Source organism: Streptomyces sp. ISL-87, from assembly GCF_018614095.1.
Lineage (GTDB): Bacteria > Actinomycetota > Actinomycetes > Streptomycetales > Streptomycetaceae > Streptomyces.
Window position 1 is genome coordinate 1 of sequence record NZ_JAGGOY010000012.1, and the last position, 17,163, is coordinate 17,163.

Genomic DNA, 17,163 nt, shown 5'->3' on the forward strand with positions numbered 1-17,163 from the left:
GCCCCCGCCCCCGCCCCGGCGTCTCCCCCTCCGGCGGCCCGCCGCCGGCCGGGCACCCCGGGCACTCCCGTCCCGGGATCCGGACTCCGCCGTCGGCCGGTACCGGGACCCGCCGGGGCGGGCAGAGTGCCGGCCGCCGCGCCCGCCTGCGGGGCCCCACGCCGCCTGCCGGGTCCGGAACCCGCCAGGGCGGGCGGGGTGCCGGCCGCCGTGGCCGGCTGCGCGGCTCCGCGCCACCTGCCGGTGCCGGGTCCCGCCGGGGGCGCCGGTTCACCGGCCTCGGCCGCGAGTCCTCGGCGTCGGCCGGGCGGGATGTCCGCGCCGCCGTCGACCGGACTTCCGGCGCGGCGCCGTCGGCCAGGCCCCGCGGCCTCCTCCGGGTCCTCCCGCAGGGCGGCTGTCCGGCCCCGCCGCCCCGACCCAGCACCCCCGCCGCCGTCCCCCGCCAGGGCAGGCGGGGTGCCGGCCGCCGTGGCCCACACGCCCTCCGGCCCGGCCGTCGCCGCCCCCGCCGTGTCCCACACGCCCCCCGGGCTGGAAATCGCCTCCCCCCGGTCCCACACACCATCCGCCGGCCCAGCCGCCGCCTCCGCCTTCGCCGGGTCCCACGCACCGTCCAGCGGCCGGGCCTCCGCTTCCGCCCTGGCCCACGCGCCGCCCTGGCCGGCCTCCTCCCGCGTCGGCTCCCACACGCCGTCCGGCGGCTCGGCCACCAGTTCCGCACGGGCCCACGCGCCACCAACCGGACCGGGCACCTCCCCCCGGTCCCACACGCCGTCCGGAGGCTCAGCCACCGCTCCCGCACGGGCCCACACGCCCCCACCCGGACCGGGCACCGCCGCCCCCCGGTCCCACGCGCCGTCCGGCCCGGCCGCCGTGTCCTCTCCCGTCAGGGCCCACGAGCCACCCGGGCCGGCAGCCGCCTCCGCCCCGTTCCAGTGGGCCGGGCCCCCGGGCGTGGCAGGGCCGATGCCGGCCGGCGTGTCCGGGCCGGGAGGGGGGTCCCAGGCCAAGGCCGGGGAGGCCATCGGCTCGGGCTCGGGGGTCCAGGTATCAGCCGGGGAGGCCATCGCCTCGGGGGTCCAACTGTCGGCCGGCCAGGCCATCGGCTCGGGGGTCCAGGTGTCGGCCGGCCAGGCCCCCGGCAAAGGACTTTCGCTCACGACGCTCGCTCCACTGGTCCGGCCCCGCTGGTTCGGGCACGGCACCCTAGCGGGAGTGGCCGTCACTCACCAAAGCCGACTGGCTACCCAGCGTGTCGCAGCGGCGGCGGCGTCAGTACGCGAAGGCCCGCGCCGTGTTGGCCGCCAGCGCCGTCGCCATGGCGTCCTCGTCGAGGCCGCGGACCGCGGCCATCGCCCGCACCGTCAGCGGAATGAGGTACGGCGCGTTGGGCCGACCGCGGTACGGCGCCGGGGTGAGGTACGGGGCGTCCGTCTCCACCAGGACCAGCTCCAGCGGGGCCACGGCGAGCGCGTCGCGCAGCGGCTGGGCGTTCTTGAAGGTGACGGTTCCGGCGAAGGACATGTAGTAGCCGGCGGCGGCGCACTCGCGGGCCATCTCCGCGTCCCCGGAGTAGCAGTGGAAGACGGTGCGCTCGGGCGCGCCCTCCTCGCGCAGCACGCGCAGCACGTCCGCGTGGGCCTCGCGGTCGTGGATGACGAGGGCCTTGCCCTGCCGCTTGGCGATCTCGATGTGCGCGCGGAAGGAACGCTCCTGCGCGGCCATCCCCTCGGGGCCGGTGCGGAAGTAGTCCAGCCCGGTCTCGCCGACGGCCTTGACGTGGTCGAGCGCGGCCAGCGCCTCGATCTCGGCCAGTGCGTCGTCCAGCGCGGCCTCGCCACCGCCGGCCCTGGCGCCCTGCCGCGACCAGCCGTCGGGGTCCCCCAGGACGATCCGGGGGGCTTCGTTCGGGTGAAGGGCCACGGCCGCGTGGACGTTTTCGTGGGCGGCCGCGGTCTCGGCCGCCCAGCGGGAGCCCTTCACGTCGCAGCCCACCTGGACCACCGTGGTCACGCCCACCGAGGCGGCCTTGCGCAGGCCCTCCTCGACGGTGCCGGACTGCATGTCCAGATGGGTGTGCGAATCGGCCACCGCCACCCGGAGGGGTTCGGGCAGCGGGGGCAGGGCGTCGTTCGAGGTACGGCTCATACGGCCGATCTTATGACCGGGTTATGGGGCCTACCGCCTGAATATCGCCCGCAGCCGGGCCAGCAGACCGCGCCGTTCGTCCCGCCCCTGCGGGTCGATGGCCACGGGCCCGGGTGCGTCGTGCGACACGGGCGTCTTCCGCGGCTTCGGCGTGCGCGGGGTGTACGCCCCGGCCGGCACCGGTCCGGCGATCCCGGGCGCGATGCGGTGGTGGTAGATGTTGTCGAGCGTGCCCAGCACGGACGAGACCTGACCCTCGCGCATGATCCGTACCACGTGGCCACCGCAGTTCAAGCACGTCGGGTTCGACAGCGGAGAGGAAACCTTTTCGCCGTTGACCGTGTAGATGATGAACGGCTGGCCGTGGCCGTCGACGTGGTGCTCGATCTCGTACCCCTGCTCCCAGCCGTACCCGCACTTCATGCATGCGAAGGAGTACGCCTCGTGCACGGTCTGCACGGCAGGTGTGAAGGCGGCGGCCGGTACGTCGGCGGATACGGAAACCGGGGTGACCGGGGTGTCAGCGATCTCACTCATGCGAGCTCCTCTTGTTCCACTGGTGCCATTGCCAGTGGACGCCTCTTCGGGCGGGAGCGCATCAGGCCCTGTCTACTGTTGGACGGTCTTTGGGCGACTCATGCCCAAAGCGCCCGGTGCGCGGTCTGAGCTTTGCTTTTCAGGTTAGCTCTTTACCGACTTACGGCACCTTTTGTGCCGCATTCTTTGCCGCCACGACCGCGTCGAAGACCTCTCTCTTGGGTACCCCCGCTTCGGCCGCGACCTCCGCGATGGCCTCCTTGCGCCGTTCGCCCGCCTCCTCGCGCACCCGGACCCTGCGCACCAGTTCCTCGGCGTCGACGTCGCCGGGCCGGGGCGCCGGCGCGCCTTCGACGACGACGGTGATCTCCCCGCGCACGCCTTCGGCGGCCCAGGCCGCCAGCTCGCCGAGCCCGCCGCGCTTGATCTCCTCGTAGGTCTTGGTCAGCTCGCGGCACACGGCGGCCCGCCGGCCGGCGCCGAAGACCTCGGCCATGGCGGCCAGGGTGTCGTCGAGCCGGTGCGGGGCCTCGAAGTAGACGAGGGTCCGGCGCTCGCCCTCGACCTCGCGAAGCCGGCCGAGGCGCTCGCCGGCCTTGCGCGGCAGGAACCCCTCGAAGCAGAACCGGTCCACCGGCAGCCCGGACAGGGCGAGCGCGGTGAGGACGGCGGACGGCCCGGGCACGGCCGTGACCTTGATGTCCTTCTCCACGGCGGCGGCGACAAGCCGGTATCCGGGGTCCGAGACGGAGGGCATCCCGGCGTCGGTCACCAGCAGGACGCGCTTGCCGGCCTCCAGGGCCTCGACCAGCTCGGGGGTGCGGGCGGACTCGTTGCCCTCGAAGTACGACAGGACGCGCCCGGTGGTCTGCACGCCGAGCCCCTGGGTCAGCCGGCGCAGCCGCCGGGTGTCCTCGGCGGCGACCACATCGGCCCGCTCCAGCTCGGCGCCGAGCCGCGGCGGGGCGTCCGCGAGGTCCCCGATCGGGGTGCCGGCGAGCACGAGCACGCCGGCCCCGCCTGCCGCAGAAGCGGAGGAAGGGGAGGAAGCGGAGGATTCGGAACCGGGCGGCTGGTCAATTGTCACGCACCCATCCTCTCAGCCGTCCCACCCGGCGCGCCCCGGCGCTGGGGTTCGCACAGATCCGTTCCCTACGATGACCCGGTGACCAGTACCGCGACGCCGCCGCCCAGCCCCGCGGGGGCCCCGCCCGCCCCTCCGGCGGGGCGCGACTCGACCGAACAGCCGTCCCCCTGGCTGCGCCGCCTGCGCGGCTTCGGCTACGTGCCACCCGCCGGAGCCGGGCCGCGCGGCGCGGACGTGCGCACCCGCCTGGTGCCCCCGTACACCCGGCCGTCCGCGCAGTTGTGGACGGCGCTCGGCATCCCGGCCGTGGAGGAGCGCACCTGGCAGCGGGTCCTGGCGTGGGCCGGGCCGCTGCTGGTGGCGCTGGTCGCGGGGGTGCTGCGCTTCGTTCACCTGGGCAGCCCCAAGGCGGTGATATTCGACGAGACGTACTACGCCAAGGACGCCTGGGCCACGGTCCATCAGGGCTACGAGGCGAGCTGGCCCAAGGACATCGACAAGTCGATCCTCGCCAACCCCGACGGGATCTCGCTGCCGCTGGACGCGGGCTACGTCGTGCACCCGCCGGTCGGCAAATGGGTGATCGGGCTCGGCGAGTGGATGTTCGGTTTCACGCCGTTCGGCTGGCGGTTCATGACCGCGGTGCTCGGCACCCTGTCGGTGCTGATGCTGTGCCGGATCGGGCGGCGCCTGTTCCGCTCGACCTTCCTGGGGTGCCTGGCGGGCGCGCTGCTGGCGGTGGACGGCCTGCACCTGGTGATGAGCCGTACGGCGCTGCTCGACCTGGTGCTGATGTTCTTCGTACTGGCGGCCTTCGGTGCGCTGGTCATCGACCGGGACAAGGCCCGGGCCAGACTCGCGGCCGCGCTGCCGGTGGACGCCGAGGGCCGGGCCCGCCCGGATCTGAAGATCGCCGAGACCCTCGGCCTGGGCTGGCGCCCGTACCGGATCCTGGCAGGCGTGTGCCTGGGCCTGGCCTTCGGCACGAAGTGGAACGGCCTGATCGTCCTGGCCTTCTTCGGCGTCCTCACCGTGCTGTGGGACGTCGGCGCGCGCCGGACCGCGGGCGCGGGCGCCCCGTACGCGGCGATGCTGCGCCGCGACGCGGTGCCCGGCTTCCTGTCGACCGTCCCGGTGGCGATCGCGGTCTACCTGGCCTCCTGGACGGGCTGGATCCTGAGCCCCGACAACGGCAAGGGCGGCTACTTCCGCGACTGGGCCGCCAAGAACGACCGGGGCAGCTCGCTGTCGTTCCTGCCGGAGTGGCTGCGCAGCCTCTGGCACTACGAGACCGAGGTCTACAAGTTCCACGTCGGCCTGACCTCGGGGCACACCTACGAGTCAAACCCGTGGAGCTGGCTGATCCTGGGCCGGCCCGTCTCCTATTTCTACGAGTCCCCCGAGCCCGGTACCGACGGCTGCCCGGCGACCGAGGCGGGCAAGTGCGCCCGCGAGGTCCTGGCGCTGGGCACCCCGCTGCTGTGGTGGGCGGGCTGCTTCGCGCTGCTGTACGTGCTGTGGCGCTGGTTCTTCCGCCGGGACTGGCGGGCGGGCGCGATCGCCTGCGCGCTGGGCGCGGGTCTGCTGCCCTGGTTCAACTACCAGGAGCGGACCATCTTCTTCTTCTACGCGGTGGTCTTCGTCCCGTACTTGTGCCTGGCGGTGGCCATGATGATCGGCGCCCTACTGGGCCCGGCGGGCTCCTCGGAACGCCGCCGCGCCCTGGGCGCGATCGGGGCGGGCGTCCTGGTCCTGCTGATCGTCTGGAACTTCATCTACTTCTGGCCGATCTACACGGGCCAGACGCTGCCGATGGACTCCTGGCGGAACAGGATGTGGCTGGACACCTGGGTCTAAGACTTGATCCGTGATCCACCAGAGGGTGAGCTGCGGATTGCAGCCGGGGCGGGTCCCGGGCTTCCCGGCGTGGTCACGCACGAGGCGTGTCTCATCCGGAGTCGCTCGGGGTCGCCGTCGTGGGGTCGTCCTCGTCAGTGAGGCGGACGAACGCGGCGAGGGCGGCGGATACGAGGTCGCGCTTTCCAACGAGGCCGCAGGCGATGCACTTGTGCTCACGATCCCAAAGGAAGGTTCCGAGCGCCGGAACGTTTCTGAAGGGCGGATGACCGAAGCCGGCCGACTCGATGACGACAAGTGGCAGAAACGTGCCACAACCGAATGGGCCACTCGTATCGCGGAACGGCCCGGTTCGGCTTCGCATGGAGGGGAGCCGCGTGCCACCGCCGCGGGGCCCTCCCCTTGACAGGACCAGCCATGCAGACCTTGTACGTGCGCACCACCTACGCCACCGGCGACCCGGCCAAGCTCGACGGTGTGCTCGACGCGCTCCGCAGCGAGGCCCCCGGGCTGCTCTCCCAGAACCCCGGCTACCAGCGCTACGGGCTGTTCGCGGACCGCGAGATCGGCAAGATCCTCATGGGCTCGTGGTGGGAGAGCGAGAGCGCCCGGGCAGAGAGCGACACGCGGCTGCGCGAGCGCCGCGCGCAGCTGCTGGCGCCCTTCGCGGACACCGTGACCGCCGAAGACTGGGAGGCCGTGTCGTACACGCCCACGCCCCAGGTGGCGCCGGGCATGTGGCTGCGGATCGGGCAGGTGGAGCTCGACCCGTCCGACGCGTCCTCGTACCGGCAGGTGTTCGATGAGCAGGGCCGTCCCCAGCTGGAGGCCCTCGACGGTGCGGTCAGTGCGACGCTCTTCATGAATGCTGCGGCGGGGCGCGCGAACGTCGGCGCACTGTTCCGCGACAGGGGCGCGCTGGCCGCGTCGCGGGGGCCGCAGTCGGCGATCCGCGGCGCGTTCCTCAAGAAGACACACGCAACATTGCGGAGCCTGGAGGAGTTCGAGCTGATCATGGCGCACCGGCCGCAGGCCTAAGGGCCTGATCCGGAAGACAGGCCGCCACTCCACGGCCGGTCGAGGACCGCTTGAGGGCCCCTGGCCGGGACGGCTGCCGGTGGGGGCGGTTGTGGCACGCTGCCCGCCATGAGCGAAGCAGCGAACGCGATCGAGACCTGGCTCCGGCAGTGGATCAGCGCCCATGGCGGGGTCGCGGGCACCGTTCATCTGCGCCGGGGCGACGACATGACGCTGGCCGCCGCCGTGAACATCCCGCCGCCGGTGGTCGCGATCGTGGGGGTCGTGCCGAAGGGCAAGGGCATGGCCGGCCTCGCGTTCGAGCGCGATGTGCCCGTGTCCACCTGCAACCTGAAGACAGACACGACCGGTGACGTGCGGCCGGGCGCCAAGGCGGTGGATGCAAACGCCGCAGTGGCAATTCCGGTCCACGATGCGGCCGGGGAGATCCGCGGTGTCGTCGGCATCGCCTACAGGGGCGAACGCGCCATGGATGACGGTGAACTCGCCCTCCTGACGCGGGAAGCCGAGGCTGTGCCGGCCGCATAGGTCCGGCCTTCGTGTCGGCCGGACCGCCGCGCGCCGCGGGCTCCCGCGCATGTTCCGGTCCGGTAACAACTGCACACTGCTCCGCTCGCGCAGAGTAAGGTCCACACCAGGGGTTCTTGAACATGTTCATAGAGCCGTGGCTCCTGGGGAGGGGACGCAAGTGAACGGGGCGGCAAAGGGCGCCATCATCGGCGGGGTGTTCCTCGCGATGGTCGGCGGTGCCGGGTACGGGGTGTACGCGCTGGTCGGGGACGCCGGCGACGACAGCGGCAAGGGCCCGGGACAGGGCGCCGGCGGGGACACCTCCGTCGTGGCGGCCAAGGGCAGCGGGCCCATCACCGGCAAGGAGGCGGCCCAGGCCGCCAAGGCCTTCCTCGCCGCCTGGGCGGCCGGGGACGAGCGGGCGGCCGCCGACCTGACGAACAACGCGCAGGCCGCGCAGTCGGCGGTGTCCGACTTCAAGTACAAGACGTACGTGACCAAGACGGTGATCACCCCGGGCAGGCAGGACGGCGCCACGGTCCCCTACAAGGTCGAGGCGGAGATCACGTACGAAGGCGTCACCAAACCCCTGGCGTACGAGTCGCAGTTGACCGTCGTGCGCGGGCTGACCAGCGGGAAGCCGCTCGTCGACTGGCAGGCCTCGGTGATCCACCCGCAGCTCCAGCAGGACGAGAAGCTGCGCGCGGGGGCGCCCGCCAGCCCGCCGGTCAAGGCCGTCGACCGCAACGGCGAGGAGCTGACCGTCGAGAAGTACCCCTCGCTGCGACTGGTCCTCGACGAGCTGCGGGAGACCTACGGCGGCAAGGCGGGCGGCAAGACGGGCGCGGAGGTGTGGATCGAGCCGGCCACCGCGAACGCGCCCAAGCGGACTCTGCTCACCCTGGTGGAGGGCGAGCCGAGCACCATCAAGACGTACCTGGACGCGAAGGCGCAGGCGGCGGCGGAGAAGGCGGTCGCCAAGTACCCGGAGTCCTCAGTGGTCGCCGTCCAGCCGAGCAACGGGCACATCCTGGCCGTCGCGAACAACCGCAAGGACGGCTTCAACGCGGCGATGCAGGGCGCGCGCGCCCCCGGCTCGACGATGAAGATCGTGACGGCGGCGATGCTGCTCGACCGGGGCAAGGCGGCGGCCGACAAGCCCGCCGAGTGCGTCAAGGAGGCCTCCTGGGGCGGCCGTTCCTTCCACAATCTGGGCAACTTCGAGCTGCCCGGGGCGAGCTTCGCGACCAGCTTCGCCAAGTCCTGCAACACCGCCTTCATCAAGCAGATCGACGACGTCAAGGACGACTCGGCGCTGTCGAAGGAGGCCAGGGAGGTCTTCGGCATCGGCCTGGACTGGAAGACGGGCGTCAAGTCGGTGGACGGCAAGGTCCCCGAGGCCACGGGCGCGGAGGCGGCGGCCGCGTACATCGGGCAGGGCCAGATCACCATGAACCCGCTGAACGTCGCGTCCATCACGGCCACCGCGCGCAGCGGCCGGTTCCACCAGCCGGTGCTGGTCTCGCCGGAGCTCGACGGGCGCACGGTCGCCACGGCGCAGCGCCAGATGAAGTCGTCGGTGCGCCAGCAGCTGGTCTCCATGATGCGGCTGACGGCGACCAGTGGGACGGGCGCGAACGCGATGCGGCCGGTCGGCGGCGACAAGGGCGCGAAGACCGGCTCGGCGGAGGTCGACGGCGCGGGCAGCCCGGACAGCTGGTTCACCGGCTTCAGCGATGACGTGGCCGCGGCCGCGATGGTCGAGGGCGGCGGGCACGGCGGCGACGCGGCGGGCCCGATCGTGGCGCAGGTGCTCAATTCCTGACGCGGGGACCGGTCCTGGCATTAGCGTGCCGGTATGACGACCACGCACCCGTTGTTCGCGAAAGCCCTGGCCGAGCTGGGGCTGGACGTGACCGTACGCACCTTCCCGGACGGGACCCGCACCGCCGCCGAGGCGGCCGCCGCGATCGGCTGCGAGCTCAGCCAGATCGTCAAGTCGCTGATCTTCGCGGCGGACGGGGTCCCGGTGCTGGTGCTGATGGACGGGGCCTCGCGCGTCGACGTGCAGGCGGTCCGCCGGGAACTCGGCGCGCAGAAGGTCACCCGGGCCGATGCCGCGCTGGTCCGGGAGACCACCGGCTACGCGATCGGCGGCGTCCCGCCCTTCGGGCACCGCACCCGCACCCGGGTCCTGGCGGACCGGTCCCTGCTGGCCCACGACGTGGTCTGGGCGGCGGCCGGAACCCCGCACACGGTGTTCCCGATGCGGCCGGCCGAACTCATCACCCACGCGGGCGCGACCCCGGCCGACGTCCGGGAACGCTGACCCGCCGGGGCCGCCGCGCCGGACCGGGCGTCGCGGCGGACCGGGCGCCGCGCCGGACCGGGCGCCGCGCCGGACCGGGCGCCGCGCCGCCTGGGCCGCCGCGCCGGACGGGGTCAGAGCGAGGCGCGGACCGCCCGGACCAAGGCCTGTGCCCGCGGGTCGGCGGTGACCGACTTGGCCAGGCCGTTGGTGACGTAGCCGAAGCCGATCCCGGCCTCCGGGTCCGCGAAGCCCAGCGAGCCGCCGCGCCCCGGGTGCCCGAAGGAGGCCGGGGACAGCAGCGGGGACGCCGGGCCGTGCAGCATGTATCCCGGCCCGAAGCGGGTGTTCACCACCAGAACCCGGTCCGGCCCCGCCGAGAGTTCGCGGGACGCCAGGGCCGCCGTCTCGGGCGTGAACAGGCGGCTGCCGTCCTGCGTGTCGCCGAGCGTGGCCGCGTAGAACCCGGCCAGGGCGCGGGCCGTGCCGATGCCCGCCGAGGCCGGCAGCTCCGCCGCCCGGTACGCGGGGTCGTTCTCGTCCGGGAGGGGATCGATCGCCGCGAAAGCCCGCCGGGTGAGGGAGTCGGGGTCCGCGTAGGCATCCGAAACGTTTCTGCGCGGGCGCAGCTTCAGCCCGCCCGCGGCCTCCGGCGGATCGACGGGGGCCACCCGGCCCACCCGCCCCGCCGCGGCCTCCGTCTCGGGAAGGCCGATCCAGAAGTCCAGCCCCAGCGGGCCCGTGACCTCCTGCGCCAGCCACTTCCCGAGCGAGGCCCCGGTCACCCGCAGCACCAGCTCCGACAGCAGCCAGCTGAACGTCTGCGCGTGATAGCCGTGCGCGGTGCCCGGCTCCCAGTACGCCGCCTGCTCGGCGACCGCGCGCGCCCCGGACGTCCCGTCCGCGGCCTCCGCCGCGGTCAGGCTCCGGTCCAGCGCCGGGACCCCGGCCCGGTGCGCGAGCAGGTCGCGGACCAGCGTCCGCTCCTTGCCGCCCGCCTTGAACTCCGGCCAGTACGCCGCCACCGGCGCGTCCAGGTCCAGCAGGCCCCGCTGGCTCAGCAGCAGCGGTACCGCGGCCGCCACGCCCTTGGTGGCCGAGCGGACGACCTGCGCCGTACCGGCCACCCAGGGGTCGGCCCCATCGGCGGCGTCCGCGTCCGCGGCCGCGCCCGCATCCGCCGCGCCCGCATCCGCGTCCTTCGTACCGGCCCACAGGTCCACGACCCGCCGCCCGTCCCGGTACACGGCGACCGCCGCGCCCCGGTCCCCGAGCACCTCGAAGTTGCGTACGAAAGCTTCGCGGACGGCCTCGTAGCCCTCCGCCACCTCACCCTGGATGTTCACGAGCGCTCCAACAATCAACGTCGCACTCTTATGCCGCCTTATGCCGCCGCCGCCACCGTCACCGAGCGGGGGTCGAAGCCGAACGGAAGTTCCAGGCGGTGTGCCCGCATCAGCTCCTCGTCGCACAGCAGGTCCTGCGTACGGCCGTCCGCCGCGATGGCGCCCTCGCTGAGGATCACCGCGCGCGGGCACAGCTCCAGCGCGTACGGCAGATCGTGCGTGACCATCAGCACCGTCACGTCCAGCGAGCGCAGGATGTCGGCCAGCTCCCGCCGCGAGGCCGGGTCCAGGTTGGACGAGGGCTCGTCCAGGACCAGGATCTCCGGCCGCATGGCCAGTACGGTCGCCACCGCGACCCGCCGGCGCTGCCCGAAGGAGAGGTGGTGCGGCGGCCGGTCGGCGAACGCGGCCATCCCGACCTGCTCCAGGGCGTCCCGGACGCGTGCCTCCAGTTCCGCGCCCCGCATCCCGGCCGCCGCCGGGCCGAAGGCCACGTCCTCCCGGACGGTCGGCATGAACAGCTGGTCGTCGGGGTCCTGGAAGACGATGCCCACCCGGCGCCGGATCTCGGCGAAGTTCCGCTTCTCCACCGGCAGCCCGGCCACCTTCACGGTGCCGACCCCGCCGCCGAGGATTCCGTTGAGGTGCAGCACCAGGGTGGTCTTGCCGGCGCCGTTGGGGCCGAGCAGCGCAACCCGCTCGCCCTGTCCGACGGTCAGGTCGACCCCGAACAGGGCCTGGTGCCCGTCGGGGTAGGCGTAGGCGAGGCCCGCCACCTCCAGCGAGGGAGCGGAAGAGGAAGCGGGGGGAGTCACACCAGTCACCTCAGGCACAGCAGTCACAGTGTCCAGCCCATCAGACAGACGGCGAGGGCCGTCACCGGGAATGCGGCCGCGTACGCCCACTGGGCGCGCGTTGCCGCGACTTCGTCGATCACCGGCATCGAGCCGGTATAGCCGCGGCTGACCATCGCGAGGTAGACCCGCTCGCCGCGCTCGTAGGAGCGGATGAAGAGTGCGCCGGCCGTCTTGGCCAGCACCCCCCAGTGCCGGATACCGCGGGCCTCGAACCCGCGCGAGCGGCGGGCGATCGACATCCGGCGCAGCTCGTCGGTGATGACGTCCCCGTAGCGGATCATGAACGAGGCGATCTGTACCAGCAGCGGCGGCAGCTTCAGCCGCTGAAGGCCCAGCAGCAGCGCCCGCAGCTCGGTCGTCGAGGCCAGCAGCACGGAGGCGGCGACCCCGAGCGTGCCCTTGGCCAGCACGTTCCAGGCGCCCCACAGGCCGGAGACGCTCAGCGACATCCCCAGGACCTCGACGCGCTCGCCCTCCGCCACGAAGGGCATCAGCACGGCGAACACCACGAAGGGGACCTCGATCAGCAGCCTCCGCAGCAGGAACCCGGCCGGAATCCGGGCCGCCGCGGCGACCGCCGCGATGAGGACGGCGTAGAGGCCGAAGGCCCACACCGCCTCGCGCGGGGTGGACACCACGACCAGGACGAAGGCGAAGGTGGCGGCGAGCTTGCAGTGCGCGGGGAGCTCGTGCACCGGCGAGTGCCCGTGCCGGAAGAGCTTGTGGGCGTGGCCTGCGCCCATCTCAGAGCACCGGGGAGGTGGTGGAGGCGGCCGTGAGCTCGTCCGTGCGGCGGCGGCGCACCGTCCAGAAGATCCCGGTGCCCGCGACGACGGTCGCACCGACGCCGATGACACCGGCGAGGCCGCCGGAGAGACGGGCGTCGGAGACGTCCTTGACGCTGTAGTCGGCCAGCGGGGAGTCGGCGGCCGCGTGCTCCTTCACCTTCTGGTCGATGCCCTGGTCGGCGGCGACCTTTTCCAGGCCGTCGGGGCTGGCGGAGGCGTAGTAGGAGACGAAGCCGGCCAGTACGAGGGCCGTGACCAGGCCGGTGGCCCACACCTTCTTGGTGGAGCGGGCGGAACGGGCCACAACGGCCACCGGCGCCGCGGCCGGCGCGTCCACGAGCACGCCGCCCACGCGCAGCTTCAGCGGCGTGGCCAGTCCGCGCGCCCCGTGCACCAGGTCCGGCCGTACGGCGAGCACGGCGCCCACGGTCGCCGCGGTGATGGCCGCCTCGCCGATGCCGATGAGCACGTGGACGCCGACCATGGCGGTGAACACCTTGCCGGGCGGGACGTCGGTGGTGCCGCCGATGGCGTAGAGGAGGGTGAACATGACGGCCGCGCCGGGCACCGAGAGCAGCGCCCCGGCGAAGGCGGCGACGGTGGTCGAGCGACGGGTGCCGGGCAGCAGCCGCAGCAGCCCGCGGAAGACGGCGTAGGCGACGACCACGGTCACGACGGCCATGTTCATGACGTTCACGCCGAGGGCGGTCAGGCCTCCGTCGGCGAACAGGATGCCCTGCATGAGCAGCACCACGGACACGCACAGCACCCCCGTACAGGGGCCGACGAGGATCGCGGCGAGCGCCCCGCCCAGCAGGTGGCCGCTGGTGCCGGCGGCAACGGGGAAGTTCAGCATCTGCACGGCGAAGATGAAGGCGGCGACGAGGCCCGCGAGCGGCGCGGTGCGTTCGTCAAGTTCCCGGCGGGCGCCACGGAGGCTGAGGGCCACCGCACCGGCGGCTGCGACGCCTGCGGCCATGGAGACGGGGGCGTCGATGAAGCCGTCGGGTACGTGCATGGGCTGCTCCGCTTCCTGCGGTGGGCGTACGGTCGATCACTGAATCTTGAGCCGTTCAAGAATAGGGCCTACTTGCAAATGGTTGGCAAGAGCGCGGGTGCCCCAAGTAGGACCACGCGGATTCGGGGGAATATGTGCGAGGCTGGGGGAGATACGGACGTATACGTTCCGATCGAGGAGTCTTGTCGATGTCAGCGACCGCCGAGAATCCCCCCGCCCCGACCGCCGGCGCGCGTGCGGCCGCCACCGCAACCGCCTCCCCGACCGCCGTCGAGGAGCGGGTCCGTGCCCGCGTGATCACCGACGATCCGCTCTACCGGACGATCCCGGTCGCCCTCCGTTTCGCCCCCGCCGAGCCGCTGGCCGTACGGATCGTCTTCCCCGCGGGCCTCTCCCCCGAGGGCACCGACAACGAGTGGGTCTTCCCCCGCGCCCTGCTGGAGGCCGGCCTGCTCGCCCCGACGGGAACCGGTGACGTACGCATCTGGCCCTGCGGCCGCGTCCAGGCGGTCGTCGAGTTCCACTCCCCCGAGGGCGTCGCCGTGGTCCAGTTCGACATCGCCGCGCTCCGCCGCTTCCTGCGCCGCACGTACGCCGCTGCCACCCGGTAGGAGCAACGGGACCGGCCCCGCCCCACCTGGTCGGGTGGGACGGGGCCGGTCCGTTCATGCAGCGGGAGCGGAGCAGGTCAGGCGGTGACCAGCTCGCGGTCCTTGTCCGGGCCCTCCTTCGACGGGGAGGAGCCCTCAAGGTGCTTGCGCAGGCTCTCGCCCTCCACGTCCACGTTCGGCAGGAGCCGGTCGAGCCAGCCCGGCAGCCACCAGGCCTTGTGGCCGAGCAGTGCGAGCACCGCCGGGACGATGGCCATGCGGACCACGAAGGCGTCGAAGAAGACCGCGGTCGCGAGACCGAAGCCGATCATCTTGACCATCTGCTCGCTGGACCCGATGAAGCCCGAGAACACCGCGATCATGATGACGGCGGCGGCCACGACCACCCGCGCGCTGTACTGGAAGCCGGTCACCACGGCCTGGCCCGGCCGCTCTCCCTGGACGTACGCCTCACGCATGCGGGTGACCAGGAAGACCTCGTAGTCCATGGCCAGACCGAAGACCACACCCACCATGAAGATCGGCATCATCGACATGATCGGACCGGTCTGCTCGACACCGAAGAGCGAGCCGAGCCAGCCCCACTGGAAGACCGCGACGACCGCGCCGAGGGCCGCGACGACCGAGAGCAGGAAGCCGAGGGCCGCCTTGAGCGGGACCAGGATCGAGCGGAAGACCAGCATCAGGAGCAGGAACGCGAGGCCGACCACCAGCGTCAGGTAGGGCAGCAGCGCGTCGTTCATCTTCTGCGAGAAGTCGATGTTCACCGCGGTCTGGCCGCTGACGAGCACGTCCTTCCCGTTGCCCTCGCGGATCTTGTGGACCAGGTCCTCGGTCTCCACGGAGGACGGGCGGTCCCTCGGGATGACGTTGATGATCGAGGCGTCCTTGGCCTCGTTCTGCATCGGCGGGGTGACCGCGGCCACGCCCTCCAGGCCCTTGATCCGCTCGACCGTGGCGTCGGCGAGCGCCTTGTCGCCGTCCACGACCACCATCAGCGGGCCGTTGAAGCCGGGGCCGAACCCGTCGGAGAGCAGGTCGTACGCCTTGCGCTGGCTGGTGGACACCGGCTTGGAGCCGTCATCCGGCAGGCCCATCTCCAGCTTGCTCGCCGGGATCGCGATCGCGCCGAGGCCGATCACACCGGCCAGCAGGACCATGACCGGGCGGCGCAGGACGAAGCGGGCCCAGCGGGTGCCGCCGTTGGGCTTGGGCTCGGCGCCTTCCGGGGTGACCTTGCCCTTGCCGAACAGCTTGCTCTTCTTGCCGGCCGGCAGGACCGTGCGGCCCGCGAAGCCCAGCATGGCCGGGACCAGGGTGAGCGCGACGAGCACGGCGATGACCACCGTGCCGGCGGCCGCGAAGCCCATCTTGGACAGCATCGGGATGTTGACGACGGCCAGGCCCACCAGGGCGATGACCACGGTCAGGCCGGCGAACACGACCGCGGAGCCCGCGGTTCCGACGGCCCGGCCGGCCGCCTCGTCACGCTCGCGGCCCTCGGCGAGCTCCGCGCGGTAGCGGGAGACGATGAAGAGCCCGTAGTCGATGCCGACGGCGAGGCCGATCATCATCGCGAGGGTGGAGGTGGTGGTGCCGAGGTCCAGCGCGTTGGCCAGCGCGGCGATCGAGGAGACACCGATGCCCACGCCGATCAGCGCGGTCAGCAGCGGCAACCCGGCCGCTATCAGCGAGCCGAAGGTGATGATCAGGACGACCGCCGCGACGAGGATGCCGACGACCTCACCGGGACCGGACTTGGGCGCCGCGATCAGCGCGTCGCCGCCGATCTCGACGGTCAGCCCGGCGGCCTGGGCGTCCTTGCCGGACTCCTTCAGCGCGTCGCGGGTCTTGTCGGTCAGCTCCATGCCGCTGACCTTGTACTTGGTGCTGATGTAGGCGGTCGTGCCGTCCTGGCTGATCGCCTGCGACTCGTACGGGTCGTCGACCGAGGCGATCTGGTCGGCGCCCGCGCCGCCCTTCAGACCCGAGATGATCTTCTCGACCTCGGTCTTGGTGCCGGGGTCAGTCACCTTGGCGCCGGCCGGTGCCTTGATGACGATACGGGCGGTGGCGCCGTCGGCGGCCATCCCCGGGAAGCGTTGTTCCAGCAGGTCGAAGGCCTTCTGGGCCTCCGTGCCGGGTATCGAGAACGAGCCGGAGCTGGGCGCCGGCGCGGTCGCCGCGCCCAAGATGGCGGCGAACAGCAGCGCCACCCAGGCGAGGGCGACGAGGCGGCGGCGCCGGAAGGCGCCCCTGCCGAGCCGGTAGAGGAAGGTGGCCACGTCGGTGGTTCTCCCGTTCAGGTCGTGGGATGGATCCGGGATGGATCAGGGCATGGAAAGCCGGCCCGACGACGAGAGCGGCGTGTCAGGAGCAGCGGTGAGACTCAGACGCCGAGGGCGGGGAAGACCACGGCGTCGATGAACCGACCGAGGAAGGTCCGGTCGACGGACCGGTCCTCGATCAGCGGGAGCGAGATGAACGCCCCGATGAGCATGTGCGGTACGAAGTCCAGGGCCGGACAGTCCGGAGCGATCTCGCCCCGGTCCACCGCCCGCTGGAGCATCACCTGCAAGCCGGTGATCTCCGGGTCGACCAGCAGGTCCCGCAGTGCCTTGTGAAGCTCCGGGCTCGCGTGGACGGCGTGGGCCAGGCCCCGCATCAGCGCGGTGTCCTTGGCCATCTGCGCGTCGTCCGAGCGCTCGACCATGAGCGCGAAGTCCCCGCGCAGGCTGCCCGTGTCGATCTCCCGGAGGGAGACCGGCTGGGTGCAGCGCAGGGCCCTGGCGACCAGCTCCGGCTTGCTCCCCCACTGGCGGTAGAGGGTGGCCTTGCTGGACTTCGTACGCGCCGCGACCGCGTCCATGGTCAGTGCCTCGTAGCCGACCTCACGGAGCAGGTCGAGGACCGCCCCGTGGAGTTCGGCTTCCCGCTCGGGGGTGATCCGGCTGCGTCGCGACGAGACCTCGTCGATCATCTTCGCGCACCTCCCATCAGACATCGCCCCCGAACGAAACCGTTTCGTACGGTTAAGACGATACCCCTCGCCTTA

General features: G+C 72.5%; 15 protein-coding genes and 1 pseudogene. 6 read left to right on the top strand and 10 right to left on the bottom strand.

What is annotated here, in order from left to right:
- From J7I97_RS39455 to rsmI, 4 genes and pseudogenes are all read right to left on the bottom strand, one after another.
- Positions 1 to 1,163, bottom strand: a pseudogene (locus J7I97_RS39455) (hypothetical protein); the annotation flags it as partial.
- A 112-nt stretch (positions 1,164 to 1,275) separates the two neighbouring features.
- Positions 1,276 to 2,151: a TatD family hydrolase gene (locus J7I97_RS03925; protein WP_214930962.1), complete on the bottom strand. Its 876-nt coding sequence runs from the start codon at positions 2,149 to 2,151 to the stop codon at positions 1,276 to 1,278.
- Positions 2,152 to 2,181: 30 nt separating this feature from the next.
- Positions 2,182 to 2,574 (bottom strand): hypothetical protein, encoded by a 393-nt coding sequence (locus J7I97_RS03930; protein WP_214931057.1) that lies wholly within the window; start codon positions 2,572 to 2,574, stop codon positions 2,182 to 2,184.
- A gap of 274 nt (positions 2,575 to 2,848) precedes the next feature.
- Positions 2,849 to 3,697 (bottom strand): 16S rRNA (cytidine(1402)-2'-O)-methyltransferase, encoded by an 849-nt coding sequence (gene rsmI / locus J7I97_RS03935; protein ID WP_214930963.1) that lies wholly within the window; start codon positions 3,695 to 3,697, stop codon positions 2,849 to 2,851.
- A 156-nt stretch (positions 3,698 to 3,853) separates the two neighbouring features.
- On the opposite strand from rsmI, the gene J7I97_RS03940 reads away from it, so the two are divergent.
- The 5 genes from J7I97_RS03940 to J7I97_RS03960 all read left to right on the top strand — a co-directional run bounded on the left by J7I97_RS03940 (position 3,854) and on the right by J7I97_RS03960 (position 9,509).
- Positions 3,854 to 5,632: a phospholipid carrier-dependent glycosyltransferase gene (locus tag J7I97_RS03940; RefSeq protein ID WP_214930964.1), complete on the top strand. Its 1,779-nt coding sequence runs from the start codon at positions 3,854 to 3,856 to the stop codon at positions 5,630 to 5,632.
- A 417-nt stretch (positions 5,633 to 6,049) separates the two neighbouring features.
- Entirely contained in the window at positions 6,050 to 6,670 is a 621-nt protein-coding gene (locus tag J7I97_RS03945; RefSeq protein ID WP_214930965.1) for an antibiotic biosynthesis monooxygenase, read from the top strand.
- Positions 6,671 to 6,778: 108 nt separating this feature from the next.
- Complete coding sequence (locus J7I97_RS03950; RefSeq protein ID WP_214930966.1) at positions 6,779 to 7,198, top strand: GAF domain-containing protein; 420 nt, start codon at positions 6,779 to 6,781, stop codon at positions 7,196 to 7,198.
- 160 nt (positions 7,199 to 7,358) lie between these two features.
- Positions 7,359 to 9,005 (top strand): penicillin-binding transpeptidase domain-containing protein, encoded by a 1,647-nt coding sequence (locus tag J7I97_RS03955; protein WP_214930967.1) that lies wholly within the window; start codon positions 7,359 to 7,361, stop codon positions 9,003 to 9,005.
- Positions 9,006 to 9,038: 33 nt separating this feature from the next.
- A complete protein-coding gene (locus J7I97_RS03960) occupies positions 9,039 to 9,509 on the top strand; it encodes a YbaK/EbsC family protein (protein WP_214930968.1) in 471 nt (156 codons plus the stop codon).
- 113 nt (positions 9,510 to 9,622) lie between these two features.
- On the opposite strand, the gene J7I97_RS03965 is transcribed toward J7I97_RS03960, so the two are convergent.
- Genes J7I97_RS03965 through J7I97_RS03980 form a run of 4 tightly spaced genes read right to left on the bottom strand, consistent with a single transcriptional unit; the run spans position 9,623 to position 13,497 of the window.
- Complete coding sequence (locus J7I97_RS03965) at positions 9,623 to 10,834, bottom strand: serine hydrolase domain-containing protein (RefSeq protein WP_214930969.1); 1,212 nt, start codon at positions 10,832 to 10,834, stop codon at positions 9,623 to 9,625.
- Between the two features lie 38 nt (positions 10,835 to 10,872).
- Positions 10,873 to 11,649, bottom strand: coding sequence for an energy-coupling factor ABC transporter ATP-binding protein (locus tag J7I97_RS03970; RefSeq protein ID WP_214930970.1), 777 nt, complete (start codon positions 11,647 to 11,649; stop codon positions 10,873 to 10,875).
- A 23-nt stretch (positions 11,650 to 11,672) separates the two neighbouring features.
- Positions 11,673 to 12,434 carry a cobalt ECF transporter T component CbiQ gene (cbiQ, locus tag J7I97_RS03975; RefSeq protein WP_214930971.1) on the bottom strand — a complete coding sequence of 254 codons (762 nt, stop codon included), beginning with the start codon at positions 12,432 to 12,434 and terminating at the stop codon, positions 11,673 to 11,675.
- Between the two features lies 1 nt (position 12,435).
- The gene (locus J7I97_RS03980) at positions 12,436 to 13,497 is read right to left on the bottom strand and encodes an energy-coupling factor ABC transporter permease (RefSeq protein WP_214930972.1); all 1,062 of its coding nucleotides are present in this window, start codon (positions 13,495 to 13,497) and stop codon (positions 12,436 to 12,438) included.
- Positions 13,498 to 13,685: 188 nt separating this feature from the next.
- On the opposite strand from J7I97_RS03980, the gene J7I97_RS03985 reads away from it, so the two are divergent.
- A complete protein-coding gene (locus J7I97_RS03985) occupies positions 13,686 to 14,108 on the top strand; it encodes an SsgA family sporulation/cell division regulator (protein ID WP_214930973.1) in 423 nt (140 codons plus the stop codon).
- 77 nt (positions 14,109 to 14,185) lie between these two features.
- Here the strand turns inward: J7I97_RS03985 and J7I97_RS03990 are convergent, their stop codons facing one another.
- Both J7I97_RS03990 and J7I97_RS03995 read right to left on the bottom strand, forming a co-directional pair.
- Positions 14,186 to 16,393 (bottom strand): MMPL family transporter, encoded by a 2,208-nt coding sequence (locus tag J7I97_RS03990; RefSeq protein WP_214930974.1) that lies wholly within the window; start codon positions 16,391 to 16,393, stop codon positions 14,186 to 14,188.
- A 104-nt stretch (positions 16,394 to 16,497) separates the two neighbouring features.
- Entirely contained in the window at positions 16,498 to 17,088 is a 591-nt protein-coding gene (locus tag J7I97_RS03995; protein WP_214930975.1) for a TetR/AcrR family transcriptional regulator, read from the bottom strand.
- Between the last annotated feature and the right edge of the window lie 75 nt (positions 17,089 to 17,163).